10 protein-coding genes are annotated in these 14,368 nt (G+C 50.5%); 5 read left to right on the plus strand and 5 right to left on the minus strand.

From position 1 onward, the window contains the following. Positions 1-137: 137 nt before the first annotated feature. Positions 138-1,001, minus strand: coding sequence for a murein L,D-transpeptidase catalytic domain family protein (locus DCW36_RS21635; protein ID WP_240676273.1), 864 nt, complete (start codon positions 999-1,001; stop codon positions 138-140). Positions 1,002-1,180: 179 nt separating this feature from the next. On the opposite strand from DCW36_RS21635, the gene DCW36_RS21640 reads away from it, so the two are divergent. Together DCW36_RS21640 and DCW36_RS21645 are read left to right on the plus strand one after the other, a co-directional pair. Next, positions 1,181-2,533, plus strand: a complete 1,353-nt coding sequence (locus tag DCW36_RS21640) for a M23 family metallopeptidase (RefSeq protein ID WP_114780622.1) — start codon at positions 1,181-1,183, stop codon at positions 2,531-2,533. A 113-nt stretch (positions 2,534-2,646) separates the two neighbouring features. Further along, a complete protein-coding gene (locus DCW36_RS21645) occupies positions 2,647-3,546 on the plus strand; it encodes a Ppx/GppA phosphatase family protein (RefSeq protein WP_114780623.1) in 900 nt (299 codons plus the stop codon). Between the two features lie 88 nt (positions 3,547-3,634). Here DCW36_RS21645 and ppk1 read toward each other — a convergent pair whose 3' ends face one another. Continuing rightward, positions 3,635-5,737: a polyphosphate kinase 1 gene (gene ppk1 / locus DCW36_RS21650; RefSeq protein ID WP_114780624.1), complete on the minus strand. Its 2,103-nt coding sequence runs from the start codon at positions 5,735-5,737 to the stop codon at positions 3,635-3,637. A gap of 225 nt (positions 5,738-5,962) precedes the next feature. Here ppk1 and DCW36_RS21655 point away from each other — a divergent pair, with 225 nt between their 5' ends. Both DCW36_RS21655 and DCW36_RS21660 read left to right on the plus strand, forming a co-directional pair. Beyond that, positions 5,963-6,424 (plus strand): hypothetical protein, encoded by a 462-nt coding sequence (locus DCW36_RS21655; RefSeq protein WP_128397005.1) that lies wholly within the window; start codon positions 5,963-5,965, stop codon positions 6,422-6,424. Further along, a complete protein-coding gene (locus DCW36_RS21660; protein ID WP_128397006.1) occupies positions 6,396-7,520 on the plus strand; it encodes a hypothetical protein in 1,125 nt (374 codons plus the stop codon). The genes DCW36_RS21655 and DCW36_RS21660 overlap by 29 nt, the downstream gene beginning before the upstream one ends. Positions 7,521-7,682: 162 nt before the next feature. On the opposite strand, the gene gyrB is transcribed toward DCW36_RS21660, so the two are convergent. From gyrB to DCW36_RS21675, 3 genes are all read right to left on the minus strand, one after another. Next, on the minus strand, positions 7,683-9,656 hold the full coding sequence (gyrB, locus tag DCW36_RS21665; RefSeq protein WP_114780627.1) for a DNA topoisomerase (ATP-hydrolyzing) subunit B: 1,974 nt from the start codon (positions 9,654-9,656) through the stop codon (positions 7,683-7,685). A 1,142-nt stretch (positions 9,657-10,798) separates the two neighbouring features. Beyond that, entirely contained in the window at positions 10,799-11,665 is an 867-nt protein-coding gene (locus DCW36_RS21670; protein ID WP_205702978.1) for a DUF3575 domain-containing protein, read from the minus strand. A 140-nt stretch (positions 11,666-11,805) separates the two neighbouring features. Continuing rightward, positions 11,806-12,441 (minus strand): SGNH/GDSL hydrolase family protein, encoded by a 636-nt coding sequence (locus DCW36_RS21675; RefSeq protein ID WP_114780628.1) that lies wholly within the window; start codon positions 12,439-12,441, stop codon positions 11,806-11,808. A 168-nt stretch (positions 12,442-12,609) separates the two neighbouring features. Here DCW36_RS21675 and DCW36_RS21680 point away from each other — a divergent pair, with 168 nt between their 5' ends. Next, positions 12,610-14,265 carry a M1 family metallopeptidase gene (locus DCW36_RS21680; protein WP_114780629.1) on the plus strand — a complete coding sequence of 552 codons (1,656 nt, stop codon included), beginning with the start codon at positions 12,610-12,612 and terminating at the stop codon, positions 14,263-14,265. The last annotated feature ends 103 nt before the right edge of the window (positions 14,266-14,368 follow it).

Consider the following 14,368-nt stretch of genomic DNA (forward strand, 5'->3'; position numbering starts at 1 on the left):
TCATTTTTTCTTTCTCAGAAGCATTTCCCAAACGTAGCCTCGCTGCCGTTTCCGGTAGAGGTTGCAGCAAAAGCAATGGTGGCAGGAGCAGCAAAATGAAAATGTTCTGCAGCGCCTGCCACCATTGCCTTACCTCATTATATCGCTAATCCCTCACCCGCATCGTTTGCTACATCACCAGGCAAAGGCAGGTCTACAGCCGGGGTTGTTTCCTGCACCATTTCGGCCATCGCATTGGCGTGGTCCAGGTAATGAGAGGTGTACTTATCGTTGGCTGCATGCACATAGAGCGCCGTTTTACCAACAACATCGTTTATGATTTCCTCATGCTCTTCCATGGGTAATGCCGGGCAACCCAGGCTGCGGCCCAGGCGGCCGGTCTGGGCAATAAATGCTTCGCTGGCGTATTCGGCCCCGTGCATCACTATACAGCGGTCCATGGCATTGGTATTAAACTCTTCGTCCATACCATTCAGTTTCAGCGAGAGCCCGTGTTTCCCGAAGTAAGTATCTTCTGTTACATAGAAGCCGATGCTGCTCATGTACGATTCGTTTTCATTTGAAAAATTGCTGGCAAACTCTTCACCGGAGTTTCGTCCGTGGGCTACATACGTGTTATGCAGCACCTCTTTCTTTTGCAGGTCAATTACCCAGAGCCGCTTCTCCCGCGACGATTTTGTAAAATCGACTACCGTGATTACCGGCTTGTCAGAAAGCATGCCTTCATGCTTCAGGTTATAATAACCTACCAGCGCTTTATCAAAAACCTCGAATCGTAACCCGGCATCCTGCAGGTCCATTTCATCATACAGGTTCAGGGCCAGCTGGTCGAAGTTCATCAGCTTGTAGTTCCGTATCTTTTCCTTCAGGTTTTTGGGATTTACCTTCGCTACAGATTGCCCTGTAGGCGTAATAAAAGGCGACAATACCAGCGGTGCAAAAAGAGGCATCAGCTTTTTGGCAACTCTCCTGCTTTTATATTTCCATCTAATCTTTTTCATAACTGCTGCAGATTGGCACTTCACATACTTAATTTGTACGAAACCCAGTTGGTTCAGTTTACTAATATTTGTAAATCAACCAGATACAATCAGTTAACAGTAACAAAAACCAGAAAAAAGGCATCATTTTTGGTTAAACATTGTATTGTAACTCAAAGTAGCTATCAGGAAATTTTAAAATGACGCGAACAAACTATAAACTCCGGCACTACCTGTGCTTTTTCCTGTTAATGATAATTGCCGCCAGTTGTGGCGGAAAACAAACCCTCAGAGGCGTTTTTCAGCGCCAGTCGCCCTACGACCGTTATGTTGCTTCCTTAAAAGAGGCCAAACTGGATGAAACAGCGCTGGGCCAGGATTGGCTGAATGCAGGACAAAAGGCATTGCACGATTCCATTTCGGTAACTCTCCCATTCAAAGAAACCGGCTATTTTGCAGCTGACCGGCCCCGGGCCCTCGGCTACAAATTAGATGCAAAAGAGGGTGAGCGTCTTGTGGTAAACCTGGAACTGCATGCAAAAGAACCTGTTCGTGTTTTCATGGACCTGTTTGAAGCACCCGCCGATGCCACAGCTTCGCCAAAGCGGGTAGCCTATGCCGATACAGCAGCCCAGCAGTTGCAGTACGAAGTGGATGAAACGACACAACACATTCTCCGGCTGCAGCCCGAGCTGCTGCGCAGCGGCCAGTACACGGTAACCATTCAGGTGCAGCCAACCCTGGCTTTCCCGATACCAAACAAAACAAGCCGCCACATCGCCAGCATCTGGGGCGACCCGCGCGACGGTGGCGCCCGCAGGCACGAAGGCGTCGATATTTTTGCGCCACGGGGTACGCCGGTAGTAGCTGCCACGGCGGGCGTGGTTACACGGGTAAGCACCACGCCGCGCGGCGGTAACGTAATCTGGCTCTCAGACCTGAGCCGCCGGCAAAGCCTGTATTACGCCCACCTCGACAGCCAACTGGTAGCCCCGGGGCAGCGGGTAGCAGCAGGCGATACACTGGGGCTGGTTGGCAACACCGGAAACGCCATTACCACGGCCCCGCACCTGCACTTTGGCATTTACCGCTTCGGGCAGGGCGCCACTAATCCGTTTCCATACCTGCATCAGCCCAAGGAGTCACCCGCTCCTGTTACCATAGATGCCGCGCAGGTCGGGAACTGGGTGCGCGTGTCGGCACGGCAGGCGAATATACGGCTGCAGCCTTCCGGTAATTCCAAAGTAGCCGCAACGCTGCCCCGGCACACCCCGCTGCAGGTAACCGGCGGCTCCGGCAGCTGGTACAGGGTTCAACTGCCCGACAGTTCCGAAGCTTACATTGCATCCAGTGTGGTAGAGGCAGCTACAGAACCAGTTAAAAGCAGGAAACTGGAAAAGACCTCCGAGCTATTGGCCGAAGCACATGCCACGGCTGCTGCAAAAGAGAAGCTGACGGCTGGCACCGATGTAACGGTGCTGGGCACCTTTAACCAATTCGATTTTGTAAAGACAGCCACAGGTGAAACAGGCTGGATACACGCCTTCAGATAAGCTTGGATCAGGATGAAAGCAGGCAATAGCGCCAATTTGAATTTCAGGGTACGCGGTTTTATGTTATATTTGAATTTAAAATACCGTTTTACCCGCTGTAAACCTGAATAGAATTGAAGTTAGCTGCTATTGATATTGGGTCCAACGCTGCCCGGTGCCAGATCTCCAATGTATACAACCATAACGGAAAAGTAATCTTTAAACGGCTTGAATACGTCCGGTATGCCATTCGTTTTGGCGAGGATTTCTTCAGCTCAGGCCACATCAGTGAGGTAAAGATCCAGAAGTTTATCAAGCTGCTCCACGCCTTCCAGTTGCTCATTGATGTACATGATGTAGACCACTACATGGTATGCGCCACCTCGGCCATGCGCACCTCTAAAAATGCGCCCGAAGTGCTGGAGCGGGTGCGTAATGCCATCGGCATGGAAATACAGGTGATCGATGGTGTAACGGAAGCCGAACTGATCAACAAGGTTATCGTCAATTTCCTGGACGAGCGCAACTACCTGCACATTGATGTTGGGGGCGGCAGCACCGAGTTTAACATTTATGTGAACCGCGAAAAGATGGCCTCGCAGTCGTTTGAGCAGGGCTCCATCCGGCACATGCACGGCGACGATTCGGTGGAACTGTGGAATGCCATGCGCCAATGGATTGAAGAAAATACTCAAAAGTACCACCTGACGCGTGCTGTAGGTACAGGGGGAAACATCAACAAATTGTTTGACCTGGCAGGCAAAACCACCGGGCAACCCATCTATAAAAAACAGATAGAAGAAGTAGCTGAAAAAATAGCTTCCCATACCATGGAAGAGCGCCTGACGGAACTGCTCCTGAACCCGGACCGGGCCGATGTCATTCTTCCTGCTGCCGAAATCTACCTCTCGGCCATGGAGTGGGCAAACGTGGAAAGCATGATCGTACCGGCAGTAGGTTTAAAAGACGGTATGCTCCACGCCCTCTACGAACAACACCACCCCGACCGCTTTATCATTGGCCATATTGAGTAACCCTAAACTGAGACTCTTTTGATTTGAATGATTGGTGAGAATCTTTTTTAAAAATCACACCAATCATTCAAATCAAAAGAGTCTCAGTTCAGACAAGTTCCACCTCTTGCGGTTCGCGGCAGTTCTTGGAGAAGAACAACCGGTGCACATCCACAATATCCTCGTTTGCAGTTGGTTTCTTCTTATAATAAGTCCCGTCTTCGCGCATAATGTAGGAGTTCTGGTTGTCTAGCAGGTTGTAGTACAGGATATTGATCGCCTCCTGTTTGATATCCTCGTTCACCATCAGGAAAAGTGCCTCAATACGGCGGTCGAAGCTGCGCACCATGATGTCGGCACTGCCGCCGTACACTTTCGGGTCGCCGTTGTTGTGGAAATAGTAGATCCGGGCATGCTCCAGGTGCTCCCCTACAATAGACTTAACCGAGATGTTATCGCTTAAGTCTTCGCGACCAGGGCGCAGGCAGCAGATGCCACGCACAATCAGTTTAATAGTCACACCAGCTTTAGAGGCCTTATACAGCTCCTCAATCGTTTCCCGGTCTTCCAGCGAATTGATCTTGATTACGATACCGCTCTTAAGGCCTTTCTTGGCATTACGCGCTTCCCACCGGATCAGCTCGATCAGCTGTGTGCGCATGCTGTTGGGCGAGGTGAGCAGTATCTTGTATTCATCCGGCCGGGAGTGCCCGGTAATAACATTAAAGAATTCCGATACATCGTGTGCATAGAGCTCATTCGTTGTCAGCAGGCTGATGTCGGTGTACATGCGGGCCGTCTGCTCGTTGTAGTTGCCGCTGCCAATGTGCACATAGCGCGTCACCTTCTCCCCTTCTTTCCGGATGATCATCAGCATTTTAGTATGCGTTTTGTACTTGCTGATGCCGTAGATAACAAAGCAACCGGCCTTCTCCAGGCGGTCCCCCTCGCGCAGGTTACGCTCCTCGTCGAAACGCGCCTTCACCTCAAACAGCACCGACACGTGCTTCCCGTTCTCCGCCGCCTTCAGCAGCGCCGCCGTTACCCGCGACTGGTCGGCCAGGCGGTAAATGGTTTGCTTAATGCCCAGCACAGAGGGGTCTTCGGCGGCACGTTCGAGCAGGTTTACCACGGGTTCCATGCTGTTGTACGGGTGGTGCAGGAGCACGTCGTGGTCTTTCAGGTACTCAAACAGGTCCACGCCATCCATCGGCATGCTGATGGGCAGCACCGAAGGATGCGGCTTGGGTCGCTTGTCGCGGAACTGGCGGTGGTTCAGTATCTGCCACAGCGCCCGCAGGTCCATCAGCGTACTGATCGTAAACACGTTGGCGTTATCGATCACCCAGCGCTCCTTGAGTATCTTCATGAGGTAATGCGAGGGGTTTCGCTCTACCTCCAGCCGCACCACGCGGCCTTTCTTGCGGGTGCGCAGCTTGGCTTTTATTTCCTGCACAAAATCGGCGTCAATGTCGTCGCTCTCTTCCAGGGTAAAGTCGCCGTTGCGGGTAATGCGGAACAGGTTGGCCGATACGATCTCCACATTCCGGAAAAGCTTCTTTATTTTCCAGCGTACGATCTCCTCAATCGGGACAAACACGATTTTATCTTTCCGGTTGATCTCGAAAAAGCGGGCCAGGTTCTGCGGAATCTGCACAAACGTTACCCGGTCCTGCGCCTTGGCATCTTCTGTGGTCCTGGTCACCACGCCAAAAGTGAGCAGCTGGTTCATGAGCAGCGGGAACCCGTGATAGGTATCGTACACCATGGGGGTGAGCAGCGGGAAAACCGTGTTTTTAAAGTAGGTATCGGCTTTCTTCTGCTCTGCCTCCGATAATTCCTCAATTTTCAGGACATCAAAACCATGCTGTTCAAAGAGCGGCTTCAGTTCGCTGTTAAAGGTCAGGTACTGGTCGTTTACAAAACGGTGGGCATAGTCGAGCAGCTTCTTGCGGAAAGGCAGCTCCCGCAGGCCTGAATAATCGAGGCGCTCTTTGCCGTAGTCGATGTAGTTGTACAAGCTCCCTACCCGGATCATAAAAAATTCGTCGAGGTTAGAGGAGGTGATCGCCAGGAACTTAATTCGGTCGAAGAAGTTTTTGGCGGTATCGCGGGCCTGGTCCAGCACCCGGTAATTAAACCGTAGCCAGCTTAGGTCGCGGCTAATGAGTTTACTTTTCTTTATCTGGTCAGAAACCTTGTTTACAAGCATGTTTTCTGGGTTTATTCTCTGTAGCTATACGAATATAAGTTAGCAGCGGAGCGGGTTACTACACGTGCAAAATATAATTATTAACAAATTTGCAGGTCTTTTGTGTATTTTATTTTTAAGTTCTAACTTAACTTATCTCCTGCAAACCATTTAAACTCTAATATACAGGAATTTTAATATGGTTTTAAAGGAAGATCTGATTCTGCTGATTTATATTTCTTTTTTATGAAGCTAGCTTCTAAGTCGCGGCTGCAACTTACACGGCTGTTAGTGCTGCTAAGTTTTTTCGGTTCATTTATTTCCTACTTTACGTTTACAGCAGGCCTGGGCGAAATTTATCCGTTCTTTTTCTGGAAACTGTATACACAACCCCTCGGCAGCGCCCACTCCTACAGCGAGTACAGGATCTACTACAGAAACTATGGTGACAGTAGCTGGAAAAGACAGAGCATAGCCCCCACACCTACGTTTACACATGACGAGTATTATTATACATTTATGCACCTGATCCACAGCAAACTGAACGCTGCCCCCTCCGATACCCTGGCTTCACAAAAGCTGCTTACCTTTATCAGATATGTTGGCCCTGCTGCCGATCAGTATAAAATTGTGCAGGAGCAGTATTCCCCCAAAAAAATCCTTGAGAACCCCGCAGCCTATGACACCACTACAGTTATCCGCTTCTAAACCGGCCATGCACAAGGACAGCCGGCTGAGTGCAAGCGGAGGCTATAACGAGTACCTGCGCAGCAGCATCAACTTCTACTACGGCGAGTGTGCCTTGCGTTTACTCACGTTTGTGTGGCTGTACTGGACTTACAAGAAATACCTGATCCTGCTCGAAAGACCTGAAATCCTTTTCTCGCCGGTCAACTTTATTACCCGGGCCCTTATGCCTGCACTGCCCGCACAGGCGCTGGTCATGCTGGTGACAGGAGTAGCCATTGCCTGCAATGCCTATTTGCTCTTTTACCGCCAAAGCAGTTTACTTAAGATTTTGCTGATGTGCTGCCTGTACTGGCTAAACCTGCCGCAGTGGAGCTTTGGCTTCCTGAGCCATGTAAACCATTTTTTCCTGCTCTCGCACCTGTTCCTGGTATTTGTGAAAGTAGAAAAACCTGCGCGTAACGTACCCGACCACTACCAGCACCGTACCATCAACTGGTTTTATACAGGCATCCTGGCGACCTATACCATGGCCGGGATCTGGAAAATAGTCGCGCTGGCTTACAAGGTGCTGACATCCTCACCCGATGCACACTGGCTGCACCCCGATGCCGCCCTCTACAATGCCATTGTCAGCCACAGGATGTACGACCTGCCGTTTGCTCAGGAGCAGCTTTACCTCTCTGCACCGGTTTTCTGGCAGCTAGGCTTTTTGCTGACTCTTTACTTACAGACTTTTGCCGTGGCAGCAGCTTTCAGGCCACCTCTCCGTTTCTGGATGGCGCTTGCGCTCCTGCTGCTGCATATTATCAATTTCGTGTTATTCCAGATTTATTTTGTGGTAACCTCCCTCCTGCTCGTTGGCCTTTTTCTGCCTTACACATCTCTTTACCCCAAACCCTACCAGGAGCGCAAACATTCTTTCCGGGCAAGATTTAGCGGCAAAGGGAAGCATGCAACTTACAGGCGCACCTATGCCAACGGCGATACCGATGCTTTTGCTGGCTTTGCGGCTTACCGTGAGCGCCTGAAAGACAAGCAGTACGAACTGGCAGGTTTGCTTTACTTTCCGGGAGCAGGAACACTTGGGAAAGCACTGCTGCGGCTGAAGAAATAATACCAACCCGTAGCAAGACACATGCAGGAAGAACAGCAGCGGCTATGGTGGCAGGTGCAGTAGTATTTTTGAGTTACTGCACCTGCCACCATAGCCGCTGCTCCTAAAACAGGAACAGCCGGCTTATGGGGGCCGGCTGTTCCTGTTTTAAGTACTGTCTTGTTACACGTCTACGCGTGCATATTTGGCGTTGCGCTCAATAAAGTCGCGGCGTGGCCCCACTTCGTCGCCCATCAGCATCGAGAACAGGTGATCTGCTTCGGCAGCAGATTCGATCGACACCTGTTTCAGGCTTCGAACGGAAGGATCCATGGTGGTTGTCCAGAGTTGCTCCGGGTTCATCTCACCCAGACCTTTGTAGCGCTGCACACCCACACTTTCGTCTTTGCCTTTGCCCAGTTCCTGTACTGCATCAATGCGGTCCTGCTCACTCCAACAGTAGCGCTCTTCCTTGCCTTTCTTCACCAGGTAAAGCGGCGGCAGGGCGATGTAGATATAGCCGTTCTCCACAAGCTCCTTCATATAGCGGAAGAAGAAGGTCAGGATCAGCGTCCGGATGTGGGAACCATCCACGTCGGCATCCGTCATGATGATGATCTTGTGGTAACGCAGTTTCGAGAGGTTCAGGGCTTTATCGTCTTCAGGTGTACCGAAACTTACACCCAGCGCCGTAATCATATTTTTGATCTCTTCGTTCTCGTAGATGCGATGCTCCTGCGCTTTCTCCACGTTCAGGATCTTACCGCGCAGCGGCAGAATTGCCTGGAACTTACGGTCGCGGCCCTGCTTGGCAGAACCACCGGCAGAGTCACCTTCCACCAGGTAAATTTCGCAGTTTTCAGGATCGCTGTCGGAGCAGTCGGCCAGTTTACCCGGAAGGCTGGTACCGGAAAGCACGTTTTTGCGCTGCACCATCTCACGGGCCTTGCGGGCAGCAAAACGGGCTTGCGCCGCCAGGATCACCTTCTGCACAATAATGCGGGCCTCCTTGGGATTTTCTTCCAGGTACTGGTTCAGCATTTCGCCTACGGCCGTATCTACAGCACCCGAAACTTCGGAGTTACCCAGTTTGGTTTTGGTCTGCCCCTCAAACTGCGGCTCAGCTACTTTTACCGAAATTACCGCAGTAAGGCCTTCACGGAAATCGTCGCCCGAGATTTCTACCTTTACCTTATCCAGCATACCCGATTTCTCGGCATAAGCTTTCAGGGTACGGGTAAGGGCACGACGGAAACCGGCCACGTGCGTACCGCCTTCAATGGTATTGATATTGTTTACATACGAGAAGATGTTCTCGGTGTAAGACGTGTTATACTGGAGCGCAATCTCAACCGGCACGCCGTTTTTCTCGCTCTCAACGTGGATAGGCTCCGGAATCAGGTTCTCGCGGGTCTCGTCGAGGTAAGCCACAAACTCTTTCAGACCACCTTCCGAGAAGAAGGTATCGGAAAGCGGCTCGCCCTGCTCGTTTTTCTCGCGCAGGTCCTCCAGGTTAATCCGGATGCCTTTGTTCAGGAAAGCCAGTTCGCGCAAACGGCTGGCAATGGTGTCGTATTTATACTCGGTGGAAGTAAAAATGGAAGCATCGGGTTTAAACTGAACGGTTGTACCGGTTCTGTCGGTCTCACCAATTTCACGCACCGGGTACTGCGGCACGCCGATCTGGTAATGCTGTTCGAAAATTTTCCCGTTGCGGTGTACGGTTACGTGCAGGTCGGTAGAGAGTGCATTTACGCAGGATACGCCCACCCCATGCAGACCACCGGATACTTTATAGGTGTCTTTGTCGAATTTACCACCGGCGTGCAGTACCGTCATTACTACTTCCAGTGCCGAACGGCCTTCTTTCTGGTGGAAATCGGTAGGAATACCGCGCCCGTTATCCGATACTGTTACAGAATTATCTTCGTTTATCGTTACCCATATTTCATCGCAATGACCGGCCAGGGCTTCGTCGATGGAGTTATCCACGACTTCCCACACCAGGTGGTGCAGGCCTTTTATGCCAATATCGCCAATATACATGGCCGGGCGCTTCCGCACAGCCTCCAGCCCTTCCAGTACCTGGATGCTATTTGCCGAATAATTATTAGCTGTTTGTTTATTTATTTGCTTGGTTTCTTCTACTTCACTCATGTGTGTTAAAAGATATATTAGTAGGTAAAATTACCACTTTTATTTTGTTTAAACTATTCTTTCAGGCGCTAAGAAATGGCAGCTTTTGCGTGAACAGAACAACAACCTGCTGCAAGCCATCACGCTCTTTAAATATAACAATAATACACCAGCCTTAGTGCCTGTTCCGCAATAGTATTTGTCTTTTTATGAAAAAACAAACCAGTGTTAAGTTGCTTCCATGGCAGCCTGAATTTTTGGCATCCGGAATGCGAACTGCACTTAGGTCAGCGCAGGGGAGTTTTGTTGTGGAACTGAATAAATGCTATCCGGTATTACTTCATCAGCAAAACGGTTTGCTGGTAGAGGCAGTATCCTCCGGTTAACGAATGCTCATTTTTTAATTTCGAAATCCAACAGCCGGATCAGCGCCTTCTAATGATTTTTTTTCATAAAAACAGCTTAAAATTTTAAAATGATTCAAACTTTAAAAAAAATGTTTGCCAAATTTTGAAATAACATTTTTAGTGTTTTATATTTGCATCATCAAAAACACAATGTAGGGTGTTGAAACTGGCAGACAAGCCCTCCTATCTCGGGGGTGGAGAACATAGAATAAAGCAAGCTACTTGTCTAACTACTCCGTGAAGGTTCGACTCCTTCCCCTACAGCAAAAAAGGCCCTTATCTGCGCGACAAGGGCCTTTTTATTTTTTGCCGGATACTATTCGGCCAGCTCTTATTTTTAATCGGCACCCGTAGCGCGCAACCAAGTTGGTTTTAAGAAGAATTTTTCCGCCTGAGAACAGGGTTGTTTAACCCGGATTAAAAATTTTTTAAAAATTTTGAACTAATATTTGTTAGCACCAAAAATGTTTCCTACCTTAGTGTCAGGAAGCAGTATAAGTATCTAATTGTGATTTGTTTTGGGTGATTTATAAGCCGAGACAGTATATCTGCCTCGGCTTATTTCCTTTTAGGGCGCACCGTTTCTAAAGCCGCTGATCACAGAACAGCCTTCCTCTCTTTCCTGTTAAAATTCTGCCACTGCTCATCTCCTGCTCAATACGGGACCGGTTTCCTGCCCGGGGAAGCAGCAAAAAAAAGAGGCAGCCGCTACCGGCTACCTCCCTCGTTAAATCAAATTCACAATCCGGAGCAGCATCAGAAGGCAAAGCCTACATTAAGTCCCAGGCCTCGTACTCCCAGGAACGGGCCATCCAGGGTTGCCCGTACCCCATTATCATGTACTTCAGCTTCCACGTACTTTGTACTGCCAATGGTTCCAAGTTCTTCGAGCTGGGTTTTAAGGTCGCGTTTTTCTTCTGCTGTCAGATCGCTCAGGTCTGCGGTACCTTCAAAATCCCCTTTGGTCAGTTTGCCATAGTGGCCCCCGATTATGTACAGGTCGACAACTACTCTTTCTTTAATCAGCCATTGCCAGCCGAGCATCAGTCCTCCCCCATAACCGGCCACTTTGCTCCTGATCGGAATGTTATAATCTTTTCCTTCGTAGGTTTTTTCAACATCAATGTCGTAGCGCATATCGGTGTAGCGACCGTACAGCGACAGGTACAAACCACGCGCGCCCGGTTTCCTGCCGCTATAAAAACGGACCTCACCGGTGAAGGCTTTGTTTGATGTCCTGAAATTATCCAGGTTATTCCGGATATCCGTATCCACATCCAGGTTCTCTACCAGTTGCTTTGTTAAGGCCATCGAACCGACTACCGTTTTGGGCATAAACCGGTATCCTGCCACAACAGAAAATTTTCGGGCAAACGAGCGCTCATAACTCAGGCTGTAATTGTTGAGCAGCAGCGACGAAAGGTTTATCTTGAAATTATTTTTCGGATAAGTATAAAGGGGTCTGGGAATAAAGCCCGGATCCTGTCGCAATGCCGTATAAACAGCCGGATGAGCTGCTACGGAAGCGGAGTCTGGCGCTGCTGTACCGGTTCCGGCAGTAGCTGTTCCGGCTGAAACAAGAGCCCAGACAAGTAATAAACTGAGTGTAGAAAGTTTTTTCATAGTTTTTTCTGCAAATATCGTCCTTTTACGCAGGTATTGAAAAAGCCGTTCCGGGTAATTTATAAGTAAACGCTATAAAATAACACGTAAAGTTGTTTTTATAGCAGGTAAAAGCCTGAAATCTGCCGCTGCACCCTGACTTACTGCAACAGCTGCTTTGCCACCGGAAGTGCCAGCTTTGCCCACTCCAGGTGCATTTTTCCGGAGTAATGCAGGCCATCGTCCGCCAGGTAAACCGGTTCTGCAGCAGCTTTCCGGGTTAAGGGCGTGATGTAAATAAAAGCTGCTCCTGCCTTTTCCGTTTCTGCCTTTGCTACGGCATTAAATGCATCTATTTCTGCTGCAATGCGCGGGCGATCGCGGTCCTGTGCAAACGGCGTAACACCCCAATCCGGGACAGACAGCACCAGGACATGCGCCGGTTGGTTGCCGGCAAACTGTATGGCCGTCTGCAGTAAGTTGCTGAACTCTTCCCGGTAATTTTCCAGGCTGAGCCCGCGGTACTGGTTGTTTACGCCTATCAGCAACGACACCAGGTCGAACTGCCCCGACAGGTTGGCCGCAGCCACAGCATTTGCCAGTTCGCCTGTGGTCCAGCCGGTGCGGGCAATGGTTACCGGGTCGGCAACAGCCAGCCCCTGCCCCCGCAGCAGCCTAGCCAGCTGCATCCCCCATTGGTCGTTTTCGGGTACACCTTCGCCAATGGTATAGGAATCGCCGAGGGCCAGGTAGGTGTATTGGTGCGCCGGTTGGTTGGCAGCAGTGGGTGTGGTCATAGGTGCAGAACAAAAAAACGGATGTCAAAAGTATAAATATTCCCGCTAAACAACGTTGATAAGTAACCTTCTGCTGCTGCTTTTTTCGTACTGCAGAATATTTAATACCTTACAGGCTGTTGTTGCTTGTCGTAAAACAAGACGCTATTCCCTGGCTACTGCTACATCATGATCAGAAAAATTAAAAATTTGCTTTGTTTGCTGGCCGTTTTGCTGGCTGCTCCTGCCACCATAGCCACTGCACAGGAGAAAGCCTTTACGCGGCAGGATACCTTGCGCGGCTCCATTACGCCGGAGCGGGCCTGGTGGGACCTGACCTATTACCACCTCGACATCCGGGTGAATCCTGCCGACAGCACGATCCGGGGCATGAACACGGTGCAGTATAAAGTGCTGGAGCCCCAACAGCGCATGCAGATAGACCTGCAGCCGCCCATGAAAATCGAAAAGGTAGAGCAGCACGGGAAGCCCCTGGAGTTCAAACGCGATGGGAGCGTGTACTACATTCAGCTGGCAGAAAAGCAGCAGCCCGGAGCTGTAAACCAGCTGCACATCTACTATGGCGGCAAACCGCGTGTAAGCCCGCGGCCACCCTGGAGCGGCGGCCTGACCTGGGCCCGCGATGCCAACGGAAATCCCTTTGTGGCCACCACCGACCAGAAAGATGGCGCCAGCCTGTGGTGGCCCTGCAAAGACCACATGTACGACGAGCCCGACAGCATGCAGATCAGCGTAACGGCGCCCGCCGGTTTAACCGCTGTTTCCAACGGCCGGCTGCTTGGCACCGAAACGAATACCGACAGCACCAGAACCTTCCGCTGGTTTGTTTCCAACCCGATAAACAATTACGGCGTGAACGTAAACCTGGGCGACTATGTGCATTTTTCGGAAATTTACCAGGGCGAAAAAGGGCCGCTGGACTGCAGCTATTACGTGCTCCGCTACAACCTGGGCAAAGCCAAACGGCAGTTCCGCGACGTGCCCCGCATGCTGAAAGCATTTGAGCACTGGTTTGGCCCGTATCCTTTTTATGAGGACAGCTACAAACTGGTGGAAGTGCCTTACCTGGGTATGGAGCACCAGAGTTCGGTGACCTACGGCAACAACTACATGAACGGCTACCTGGGCCACGACCTGAGCGGCACGGGCTACGGGATGGAGTTTGATTACATCATCATTCATGAATCCGGGCACGAGTGGTTTGCCAACAACATCACCTACCAGGATATTGCCGACATGTGGATACACGAAAGCTTTACCACCTACTCCGAAAGCCTTTTCCTGGATTACCACTACGGCAAAGATGCCGCCAGTGCCTATGTAATCGGGTTGCGCGGCAACATCCGGAACGATGCGCCCATTATCGGCCAGTACAATGTAAACCACAGCGGCTCGGACGATATGTATCCTAAAGGCGCTAACATGCTGCACACCCTGCGCCAGGTCGTGAACGACGACAAGAAGTGGCGCAGCATCCTGCGGGGGCTCAACAAAGATTTCTACCACCAGACCGTTACCTCAAAACAAATAGAAGATTACCTGAGCCGGCACACCAACCGCGACCTGGGCCCGTTTTTTAACCAGTACCTTCGCGACACCCGCATTCCGAAGCTCGAATACCAACTGAACGGCACTACCTTAAAATACCGCTGGGCGAAAACAGTATCCGGTTTTAACATGCCGGTGCGCGTGTTCCTGGATGGAAAAGAAAAATGGCTCGAGCCCACCGGGAACTGGCAGGAACTGAAAGGCCTGAAGAAAAATACATCGATCAAGGTAGATCCCAATTTCTACATCGAATCGGCAGCCGTGTCGGCTTCGTAGGTTGCCTGCATATCCTGCCACAAAGCAGCAGAGGCTATGGTGGCTGGTGCAGCAACCCAAAAACAGGCAGCAATATGTTACTGCACCTGCCACCACAGCCACC

Source organism: Botryobacter ruber, assembly GCF_003347595.2.
GTDB classification, from domain to species: Bacteria; Bacteroidota; Bacteroidia; order Cytophagales; family Hymenobacteraceae; genus Pontibacter; species Pontibacter ruber_A.

Excerpts from the sequence above, each read along its gene's own strand:
- DCW36_RS21640 (WP_114780622.1), top strand. The coding sequence starts at position 1,181 with ATGACGCGAACAAACTATAAACTCCGGCACTACCTGTGCTTTTTCCTG.
- DCW36_RS21635 (WP_240676273.1), bottom strand. The coding sequence starts at position 1,001 with ATGAAAAAGATTAGATGGAAATATAAAAGCAGGAGAGTTGCCAAAAAG.
- DCW36_RS21670 (WP_205702978.1), bottom strand. The coding sequence starts at position 11,665 with ATGAAAAAACTTTCTACACTCAGTTTATTACTTGTCTGGGCTCTTGTT.
- ppk1 (WP_114780624.1), bottom strand. The coding sequence starts at position 5,737 with ATGCTTGTAAACAAGGTTTCTGACCAGATAAAGAAAAGTAAACTCATT.
- DCW36_RS21660 (WP_128397006.1), top strand. The coding sequence starts at position 6,396 with ATGACACCACTACAGTTATCCGCTTCTAAACCGGCCATGCACAAGGAC.
- DCW36_RS21655 (WP_128397005.1), top strand. The coding sequence starts at position 5,963 with ATGAAGCTAGCTTCTAAGTCGCGGCTGCAACTTACACGGCTGTTAGTG.
- DCW36_RS21675 (WP_114780628.1), bottom strand. The coding sequence starts at position 12,441 with ATGACCACACCCACTGCTGCCAACCAACCGGCGCACCAATACACCTAC.
- DCW36_RS21680 (WP_114780629.1), top strand. The coding sequence starts at position 12,610 with ATGATCAGAAAAATTAAAAATTTGCTTTGTTTGCTGGCCGTTTTGCTG.
- gyrB (WP_114780627.1), bottom strand. The coding sequence starts at position 9,656 with ATGAGTGAAGTAGAAGAAACCAAGCAAATAAATAAACAAACAGCTAAT.